General features: G+C 72.0%; 7 protein-coding genes. 5 read left to right on the top strand and 2 right to left on the bottom strand.

Features of this window, described 5'->3' with window-relative positions:
• Positions 1-18: 18 nt before the first annotated feature.
• A complete protein-coding gene (leuC, locus tag OG447_RS10830; RefSeq protein WP_266936273.1) occupies positions 19-1,419 on the bottom strand; it encodes a 3-isopropylmalate dehydratase large subunit in 1,401 nt (466 codons plus the stop codon).
• Positions 1,416-2,600: a LeuA family protein gene (locus OG447_RS10835; protein ID WP_266936274.1), complete on the bottom strand. Its 1,185-nt coding sequence runs from the start codon at positions 2,598-2,600 to the stop codon at positions 1,416-1,418. The genes leuC and OG447_RS10835 overlap by 4 nt, the downstream gene beginning before the upstream one ends.
• Before the next feature lie 435 nt (positions 2,601-3,035).
• On the opposite strand from OG447_RS10835, the gene OG447_RS10840 reads away from it, so the two are divergent.
• The 5 genes from OG447_RS10840 to OG447_RS10860 all read left to right on the top strand — a co-directional run bounded on the left by OG447_RS10840 (position 3,036) and on the right by OG447_RS10860 (position 9,777).
• Complete coding sequence (locus tag OG447_RS10840; RefSeq protein ID WP_266936275.1) at positions 3,036-3,905, top strand: helix-turn-helix transcriptional regulator; 870 nt, start codon at positions 3,036-3,038, stop codon at positions 3,903-3,905.
• 299 nt (positions 3,906-4,204) lie between these two features.
• A complete protein-coding gene (locus OG447_RS10845; protein ID WP_266936276.1) occupies positions 4,205-5,983 on the top strand; it encodes a fatty acyl-AMP ligase in 1,779 nt (592 codons plus the stop codon).
• Positions 5,980-7,758 carry an acyl-CoA dehydrogenase family protein gene (locus OG447_RS10850; protein ID WP_266936277.1) on the top strand — a complete coding sequence of 593 codons (1,779 nt, stop codon included), beginning with the start codon at positions 5,980-5,982 and terminating at the stop codon, positions 7,756-7,758. Before OG447_RS10845 ends, OG447_RS10850 begins: the two co-directional genes overlap by 4 nt.
• A 17-nt stretch (positions 7,759-7,775) precedes the next feature.
• Positions 7,776-9,470, top strand: a complete 1,695-nt coding sequence (locus OG447_RS10855; RefSeq protein WP_266936278.1) for an acyl-CoA dehydrogenase — start codon at positions 7,776-7,778, stop codon at positions 9,468-9,470.
• Positions 9,471-9,495: 25 nt separating this feature from the next.
• Positions 9,496-9,777 (top strand): acyl carrier protein, encoded by a 282-nt coding sequence (locus tag OG447_RS10860; protein WP_266936279.1) that lies wholly within the window; start codon positions 9,496-9,498, stop codon positions 9,775-9,777.
• Positions 9,778-9,797: the final 20 nt, after the last annotated feature.

Raw genomic sequence — 9,797 nt, forward strand, 5'->3', positions numbered from 1 at the left:
GTTGCCTGTCCGCAGCGGTCAGTCGAGATCGGCGGGGGAGGTCAGCCGCCCGGTGACGGCGGTCGCGGCTGCCATGACGGGCGAGACCAGGTGGGTCCGTGCCCCCGTGCCCTGGCGCCCCTCGTAGTTGCGGTTGGAGGTGGAGGCGCAGCGCTGCGCGGAGGTGAGACGGTCGGGGTTCATCCCGAGGCACATCGAACAGCCGGAGAACCGCCACTGCGCGCCCGCGTCCGTGAACACCTTGTCCAGCCCTTCGGCCTCCGCCGCCCGGCGGACCTCCATCGAGCCGGGTACGACGAGCATGTCCAGGCCGGGCGCCAGGGTGCGGCCCCGGAGCACCTCGGCGGCGGCGCGCAGGTCCTCGATCCGGCCGTTGGTGCAGGAGCCGAGGAACACCGAGTCCACGCGGACGTCACGCATCGGGGTACCGGGGGTGAGGTCCATGTACTCCAGCGCCTTGCGCGCCACGGCGCGTTCCGCCGGGTCGGCGAGCAGCTCGGGGTCGGGCACGCGGCCGCCGATGCCCACGGCCTGGCCCGGGTTGGTTCCCCACGTGACGTAGGGGGTGAGCGAGGAGGCGTCGATCACGACGGTCCGGTCGAACACCGCTCCCTCGTCGGTGCGCAGCCCGTTCCAGTGCGCCACCGCCTCGTCCCACGCTTCGCCCCGGGGGCTCTCCGGGCGCGACCGCAGGTAGTCCAGGGTCGACTCGTCGGGGGCGATCACACCGGCCCGTGCGCCGGCCTCGACGCTCATGTTGCAGAGGGTCATGCGGCCCTCCATCGAGAGCGCCCGGATCGCCGGACCGCGGTACTCCAGGACGTGTCCGTGCGCTCCGTTGGCGCCCAGCTCGGCCAGGACCGCCAGGGCGAGGTCCTTGGCCGTCACGTCCGCAGGCGCGGCGCCGACGAACTCGACGGCCAGCGTCCGGGGGCGCTGGAGTGCGAGCACCTGGGTGGCGAGCACGTGCTCGACGTCGCTGGTGCCGACGCCGAATGCCAGGGCACCGAAGGCGCCGTGCGTCGAGGTGTGGCTGTCGCCGCAGGTCACGGTCATACCGGGGAGGACGATGCCCAGCTCGGGGCCGACCACGTGCACGATGCCCTGCTGGGCGTCGCCGTGGCTGAAGAGGCGGATGCCCTGCTCGGCGCAGTTCTTCCGCAGCGTCTCGACCTGGAGGGAGGCCACCGGGTCGGTGATGAGCAGGGAGTCGGTCGGGACGTTGTGGTCCTCGACCGCCAGTGTCAGGTCGGGCCGCCGGACCCGGCGGCCCGCCTGCGCGAGGCCGTCGAACGCCTGCGCGGAGGTGGCCTCGTGCACGAGGTGGAGGTCCACGTACAGCAGGTCGGCGCCGTCCTCCTCCCGCTGGACGACATGGGCGTCCCACAACTTGTCGACGAGGGTCGAGGGCTGCTTCACCGGGCCCCCGCCTCGTCGAAGCGGACCGCAAGACGCTGCGCGAGGTCGTTCAGCTCGTCCGCCTCGCCCGGTGGCCGCGACTCCACGAGTTCCTCGTAGAGGGATTGCACCAGCGTCTCGTCGGCGGGCAGGTCCATGCGGTCGAGCAGGTAGCGCAGGACGGACCTGCCCGAGTGCCGGCCGACGAGGAGCTGGCGGTCGCGACCGAAGAGGTGCGGGTCCAGGTACTCGTAGTTGATGGGGTTCTTCAGGATGCCGGCCTGGTGGATCCCGGCCTCCGTCGCGAAGGCGTTGACCCCGAAGACCGACTTGTTGCGCAGCGGCGCCAGTGCGATGGTCTGGGCGAGCAGGAGGTAGGCGGGGTACAGGCCGTTCAGTTTCAGCTCCACGCTGGCGCCGAACTGCTCGCCCTTGTGGGACAGGACGGAGGCGAGCTCTTCCAGCGGGGTGTTCCCCGCCCGCTCGCCGATTCCGCCGAGCGTGGCCTGCACCTCGTCGGCGCCCGCCTGGATCCCGGCGAGGGCGTTCGCGAGGGAGAGCCCCATGTCGTCGTGGCAGTGCGTCGACAGCACGATGTCGTCACCGATCCAGGACCGCACCGCCGCGCACAGGTCTCCGTACTCCTGCGGCGTCGCGCATCCCGTCGTGTCGGCGAGGATGACCGTGGTGGCACCGTCCTCCACGGCCGCGGTGACCAGGGCCTCGATGTGGTCCTTGCTGCCGCGGCTCGCGTCCTCGACGCCGAAGGAGACGTCGGTCGCACCGAGTTCGACGGCCAGCCGGATCGCGTCGCGCACTTCCTGGACCGACTCGGCGCGTGTGATCCCGCGCTTGTGCTCCAGGTGGAGGTCGCTGCCCGTGCCGCAGATCTGCACCTGGTGATTGGGTCGGGCGCCCCCGGCCTCCATGGACTTCCGTACGTCGACGGTGGACGCGCGGTTGAAGGTGGCGAACCGCGCGGTGGTCAGCGACTCGGCGATGAGCCGGGTCGCCTCCGCGTCGGCGGGAGAGGAACCGGGAAATCCGGCCTCGATGATATCGGCACCGTATGCTTCCGCCGCCAGCGCCAGCGGGAGCTTCTGCTCCGGAGACATGGCGTTGCCCGGGGCCTGTTCCCCGTCGCGCAGGGTGGCGTCGAATATGGAGATCCTGCGCCGACCGTAGGCGCTTTCAATTGTCACCTGAATCTCCCCCTGGTGATGTCGGGTGCCGATTTCCATTCGGTCGGCCGGGTAGGGGCCACTCCTGATTTCGGCATCGTGGGGATGCTAATTGCGTCCTCGTGGCGCCGTGCAGGTTTTCAGGCTCCGGTGAAAGTCCCCGAGGTATGCGGGGGAAGCGTGAAGATGGGCGAGATCCAGACAGTTCGGGGCGTGTCGACCGCTTGCCGGGCAAGGTAGGAAAGCGTCCGAAGCACCGAACGGAATCATGTCGCTACCGTCCGTCACGTCGCGAGTCGCCCTCCAGCCGTCATTCACCATGATCTGAAACTCATTGCGGGCCCGATGTAGGCGGCCGATACTCCGAAAAGCTCCGCCGAACTCGCAGAGACGGCAGGGCTTTGTCTTTGATCTACGGGGGGATCAGTGCAGCGGGTTCGTTTTACCGTCCAAGATTTGACGCGCATCACCATCGCGCCGGCCGGAGATCCGGCGGTCGAGACGGCGTTGGGCGCCGACCTCCTGCGGCGCAGGAGCGGCGGTACGGTGTTCGGGCGCTGGCGTGATCTGGCGAGCCAGAAGACGACGCTGCGGCTGCCGCCGAGGCCCCCCGTCCCCGACCACCTGGACCTGCTCGCACAGGCCGACGGCAGGATCCCCCGGCAGCGCGGGAGCTCCGAGAACATCCTGGACACCGACTTCTACGCCTCGGCGATCGCTCCGTACTGGGAGCGCATCAACGCCTACCTGCGGGCCGACGCGGACCACCGCAGCCGGATCTTCCTCAGTGGCGGCGTGGAGGCACTGCTGGGGACGCTGCACGGGCGCATCGCGTGGCATTCCCCCGTACTGGAGCTCGACAACGGACTGGACGCGGAGATCCACCCCGAGGGTGCGGGCCTCCTGATCGTGCCCTCGCTGTTCCTGCACAGTCGGCCGGTGGTCTACACCGGGTCGGGCGGGTCCGGCGCCCCGCCGGTCCTGGTGTACCCGGTGCCGCTCGAAGCCGTGACCGCGGCGACGATCTGGGGCGATTCGGAGCAGTCCGGCCGGGCGCTGGGCGCGCTCATGGGGCGTACGCGTGCGGGGGTCCTCCTCGCGCTCACGGAAAGCCGCACCACGACCCAGCTCGGCCGCAGGCTGGGTATTTCCGCCGCAGCTGCCAGCCAGCACACCGCGGTGCTCCGCGAAGCCGGTCTGATCACCAGCCGGCGCAAGCTCAACGCGGTACTGCATTCGCTGACGGATCTCGGCCACACCCTGCTCAGGGAAGGCGATGAATTCGGGCCGGCTGCGGAATGCATTCCGGTGGGCTGCGGAGCCTGAGCCTCCTGATGTTCCGGTAATCCTCAGTCGATCAGGGGCGCCGTCCTGCGCTGCCTCCGGTGCGGCCCTTCGTGGCCGCCGCCGGAGGCCGGTTCGTGGTCCTCGCTTCCTTTCCCGTGGCGCGGAGAATCCGAATCCCGCGGCCCGGGGAACCCCCGGAAACCCGGGTACTCCCGGATGCCCCGGAAACCCGGGTACACAGGAAACCCCAGAAATCCAGAAAACCCAGAAGACCGAGGAAAGAGCCGGGGCGCTGCCCGGACCCTCGTCGGGCTGATACCGGTACGGAGAGGCATTCAGTGGGTCACGACATGATGGAGAACCTGGCGCGGGCGTCGTCACTGGGCGCCCTTCTGCGCCAGCACGCCTCTGAGCGGGCCGATCAGGACGCCGCGGTATTCGTACGCGGCCCGCAGACGGGCGACGCGCACACCCTGACCTACGCGCAGCTCGACCGGCGGGCGAGCGGCATCGCCCGGGCCCTGCGCGCCCGCGCGGCGCTGGGCGACCGCGTGCTGCTGCTGTACCCGCAGGGAACGGAGTGCGTCGAGGCCTTCGCCGGATGTCTGTACGCGGGCATGCCCGCGGTGGTGGCGCCGATGCCCGGCAGTTACCAGCAGGACCGCAAGCGGGTCACCTCCATCGTCCGGGACACCCGGGTCTCGATCGTGCTGACCGACGCCGCGAACCTGGAGACGGTGCGGGACTGGGCGGAGTCCACCGGAATACCGGATCTGACCGTCCTTGCCTCCGACACCTTCGAGGACGCCGACGGTGCGAGCGAACCGCTGGCGCCGGCCGACCGGTCGACGACCGCCATGCTCCAGTACACCTCCGGTTCCACGAGCGACCCCAAGGGCGTCGAGGTCACCCACGGCAACCTCCTGCACGACATCGCGGCGATCGCGCACGCCTTCGGCGCGACGGAGCCCGTCAGGACGGGAGGATGGGCGCCCCTCTACCACGACCTCGGTCTCATCGCCCAGACGCTCCTGCCCCTCGCCATGGGCAGCACGGTCGTGTTGATGTCCGCCATCTCCTTCGTGAAGCGGCCCTATCAGTGGCTGAAGCTGGTCGACACCTACGACCTGGAGTTTTCGGCCGCCCCGAACTTCGCCTTCCAGCTGTGCACCGAGAAGGTCACCGACGAGCAGCTGGCGACCCTGGACCTCTCGCGCTGGCGCTACGCGCTCAGCGGGGCGGAGGCCGTGCAGGTCTCCACCATGCGCAAGTTCACCCGGCGGTTCGCCGCGGCGGGCCTGCGCCCGGACGCGTTCGGAGCCTGTTACGGCCTCGCCGAGAGCACCGTCTTCGTCTCCGGCGCGACCCGGCGCGAACAGGTCGTCGCCGAACTGGACGCGGCGGCCCTCGAACGCGGGGAGCTGCGCCGCGCGGCGCCGGGCCGTCCGTCCCGTGCCCTGCCCAGCAACGGTCCGGTCTGGGACCTCGAAGCGAGGATCGTGGACCCCGGGAACCACCGGGAACAGCCCGACCGCACGGTGGGGGAGATCTGGCTCCGCGGCGAGAGCGTGGCACGCGGTTACTGGGGCAACCCGGAGGCGACCGCGGAGGTGTTCCAGGCCTACACCGAGGACGGCGACGGCCCGTTCCTGCGCACCGGCGACCTGGGCGCCTTCCTGGACGGAGAGCTCTACGTCACCGGGCGGCGCAAGGACCTGATGATCATCAACGGGCGGAACCTGCACCCGCAGGACATCGAGTACGCGCTGCGGGACCACCACGCCGAGCTGGACGGACTTCCGGGGGCGGTGTTCACCGTGCCCGCCGGCGAGGAGGGCGAACTCCAGGACGAGGCCCTCATCGTGCTCCAGGAGGTGCGCGGCCGCCCCTCGCCGGACCGTGCCGAGGCGCTCGTGCGCACCATGCGCGACACCCTCTCCCGGGAGTTCGGCGTACGCGCGGCCGGGGTGCTGCTGGTCCGCCGGGCCGGTGTGCAGCGGACGACCAGCGGCAAGGTGCAGCGCGCGGCCATGCGGGAGCTCTTCCTGTCCGGGGCGATCGATCCGCTCTTCGCGGAGTTCGACACCCGCTTCACGGAGCGGGGGCGTGCGGCATGACGCTCCCGGGTCCCCCGCCCGCCGGCCCCGTACCGGTCGGTGCCGTACCGGTCGGTGCCGTCGCGGCCGAGCCGCGCGCACCCCGCCCGGAGGTCCTCCTCGACGAGCTGCTGACCCGGGCCGCCGCCCCGGGCGGGGCCTTCGACCCGGCCGAGCTCGCCCGGCTGGACGAGGCGGAGGAGTTCCCCGCGGCGGCGTACCGGCTGCTCCACGAGGCCGGGGTGCCCGCGCAGTACGTACCGTGCCGCCACGGTGGTGAACTGCGTGGCCTGGACGGCCTGATGGCCGTGGTCCGCACGGTCGCCCGCCGGGACCTGACCGTCGCCATCGCCCACGGAAAGACCTCCCTCGGCGCCATGCCCCTGTGGGTGGCGGGATCCCCGGCGCAGGCCGCCGGCCTGGCCGCGGAGATCCTGGCCGGCGCCGAGGTCTGCTGGGGGCTGACCGAGGCGGGCAGCGGCAGCGACCTCCTCGCCGGCCGGCTGACCGCACGGCCGCACGCCCGCGGCGGGCTGCGCCTCGACGGTGCCAAGTGGCTGATCAACAACGCCACGCGGGCCAGGTTCGCCTGCGTCCTGGCCCGTACCCGGTCCGAAGGCGGACCCCGGGGCTTCGGCTTCGTCCTCGTCGACAAGGACACCCTGCCTGCCGAAACCCACCGCGCCCTCCCCAAGGAACGGACCCACGGCATCCGCGGCGCCGACATCAGCGGCATCGAGTTCACCGGCGCACGGGTCCCGGAAACCACCCTCGTGGGCCGGGCCGACTCCGGCTTCGAAGTCGTGCTCAAATCGCTCCAGCTCACCCGGATCTTCTCGACCTCGCTCTCGCTGGGCGCCGCCGACCACGCGCTCCCGATCGCCGTGCGCTTCCTCGCCGACCGGCCCCTGTACGGACACCAGCTCGGCGAGCTGCCCCGCGTGCGCCGCGTCCTGGGGGAGGCCGCCGCCGCGTTCCTGCTCGCGGAGTCGGTCGCCGTGCTCTCCGCGCGTGCCGCCCAGACCCTCACCGGTGAGCTCTCCGTCCTCGCGGCGGTCACCAAGGCCTTCGTTCCCACGACGGTGCAGCGCGCGGTGGACGCCCTCGCCGACCTGCTCGGAGTGCGCGGCTTCCTGACTTCCCACACGGAGGACGGGGCGTTCGCCAAGCTCGACCGGGACCACCGCATCGTCGCCGTCTTCGACGGCAGCACGGCCGTCAACCGGCACGCGCTGATCACCGCGTTCCCGCTGCTCGCCCGCGCCCACGCGGCGCAAGCCCGGGACGAGGAGGGGCTCGCGGCCGCCGCCCGGATCCACGGGCCGCAGCCCGAGCTCGACCCGGGCCTGCTCTCCCTGATCAGCGCAGGCGGGTGCACCGCCGTGCAGTCGCTGCCGCAGCTGGCCCGGCGGGCCGGTGAACGGGGACGCGAGGACATCACGGCCGCGGCCCACGCCCTGGCCGCCGAATCGGCGCGGCTGCACCAGGAGATCGGCGCCCGCCGCGAAAGCCCGGGCAGGGCCTCCGCCGCGGCGTTCGACCTCGCCCAGCGCTACGAACTCTGCTACGCCGGGGCCGCGGCCCTGGCGCTGTGGACGCACAACACCCCCGGACCCGGCGCCCGGTGGTGGCGCGAGGACCTGTGGGTGCGCGCCTGCCTGACCCTCGTCCTCAGCCGCCTCGGACTCGAGACGCCGCCCGGACCCGATGCCCGCGACCTGCTGTGCGACGAGATCCTCGACGGCGGTCTCACCGAAGGCGAGTTCTCGCTGCTCCACGGTCTGGGGGACCGATGACCACTGACCCTTCCCGTGTGGGAGAGCTCGAACGCCTCCTGGGAGACCCCTTCGACAGATCCAACCCCGTCGGCTTCACCACCCTCCTGGAGGCGGACGAACGGGATGCGATGCCCGAAGCCTTCGAGGCGCTCCTGGACTCCTACGGGTTCGACGCGGAGTTCGTCCCGACCGCACTGGGCGGTCGGCTGTCCCGCCTCGACGACCTCGTGGCGGCGCTGCGGGCCCTGTACCGCCGGGACCCCTCCGTCGGTCTGGGCTACGGCATGAGCTCGTTCATCGCCGCGGTCAACGTCTGGCTCGCGGGCGACGACCGGCAGCAGAAGTCCGCCGCCGAGCTGCTGCTCGGAGGCCACCGGCTCGCCGTCGCCTACCATGAGCTGGCCCACGGAAACGACATGGGCGGCGTCGACTGCGCCGTCGTCGACGTGGACGGCGTGCCCGTCCTGCGCGGGCGCAAAGAGGTCGTCAGCAACATCCGGCGGGCGCAGGGGCTGGTCGTCTTCGCCCGCACCGACGAGGGCCCCGGAGGCCGCAGCCACTCGCAGGTCCTCCTGGACAAGCGCACCGTCGACCGGAGCCTGCTGCGTGACCTGCCCCGCTTCCGCAGTTCCGGCATGCGCGCCGTCCAGCTGCACGGTCTGGAGTTCGCGGACTGCCCGCTGCCCCCCGGCAGCATCCTGGGCCGGGCCGGTGAAGGCCTGGAGACGGCGATGCGCTCCTTCCAGATCACCCGCACGATCGCGCCCGCCGTGGTGTGCGGCCCCGTGGAGACCGGGCTGCGCGTCGCGCTGGGCCACCTCACCGCGCGCACCCTGTACGGGGCGGCCGCCACCGAACTGCCCTACCTGCGCTCCGTCCTCGCCGGGGTCTTCGCCGACCTGCTGATCGTCGAGTGCTTCGGGGCCGCCGCGATCCGGGCCGTCCACGTACTGCCCGCCGAGGCGAGCGTGCTGTCCTCGGTGTTCAAGCACTTCGGCTCCGCCGTGCTCCTCGACGCGATGAACACCCTCTCGGAACTCCTCGGCGCCCACTTCTACCTGAGGTCCGGGCCCACGGCGATCTTCCAGAAGCTGCTCCGCGACGTCCGCGTCATCGGCTTCGGACACGCCGCCCGCGGAGCCTGCGAGTCGGCGGTGCTGCCGCAGCTGCCCGTCCTCGCCCGCCGTACCTGGGCCGCCGGCCGACCGGACGACACGCCGTCGGAGCTCTTCGACCTCACGGCCGATCCGGGCCCCCTGGACTTCGCCCGCCTGCGGCTCTCCGCCGGCGGCCGGGACCACCTGAGCGCCTCGCTCGCCACGTCGGCGGCGGCGCTCAGCGGTGCGGCCGCCGACCTCGCCGGGTCCTTCCTCGCCGAGCAGGCCGCACTGGCCCGCGACTGCGCCGCCCTCGCACCTGCCGACGTCACCCTGACGGCCGGCCCGCACGCCTCCCGCCTGGTGGCCCGTACCGGGCACGTGATGGCCGCGGCGGCGGTGCTCGGGATCTGGCGTCACAACCTGGGCGGGGGCGGGCTGCCCGACGCCGAGGTCTGGCCGGCGGCGCTGCTCGCCCGGCTGCAGGGACGCCTTCAGGGCAGGGCCGTCGCACTGCCCGCCGACGCGGAGGACGCCCTGTTCACCGAGCTGCTCGACCGGTTCCACGCCGGCCGGGCCTTCGACCTCACCGCGAGGCCCCTGCCCGACCGGCACCCGGCGGCGAGGTCGTGATCCCACCCCACGGAAGGAGACCACCATGACCGGTTCCGCTGATCAGCTGGAGTCGAAGGGCGAGGTTCAGGCGCTGGCGGACTGGCTCGCCGTCGAGTCCGCGGCGCTCCTGGGCACGGCGCCGGAGCGGATCGACCGCACGGCGCAGTTCGGCGAGTACGGCCTGGATTCCATCGCAGGCCTGACGCTCGCCGCCGCCATCGAAGACCACCTGGGGATCGAAGTCGACCCCACCGTCATCTGGGACCACCCCAGCATCGACGAGCTTGCCGCATTCCTCACCAAGGGCCGGGCCGCCACGTCCTGAGCGCCCGCCGACGCCGACCT

The sequence above is a fragment of the Streptomyces sp. NBC_01408 genome (genome assembly GCF_026340255.1).
In the GTDB taxonomy this organism is placed as follows: Bacteria; Actinomycetota; Actinomycetes; order Streptomycetales; family Streptomycetaceae; genus Streptomyces.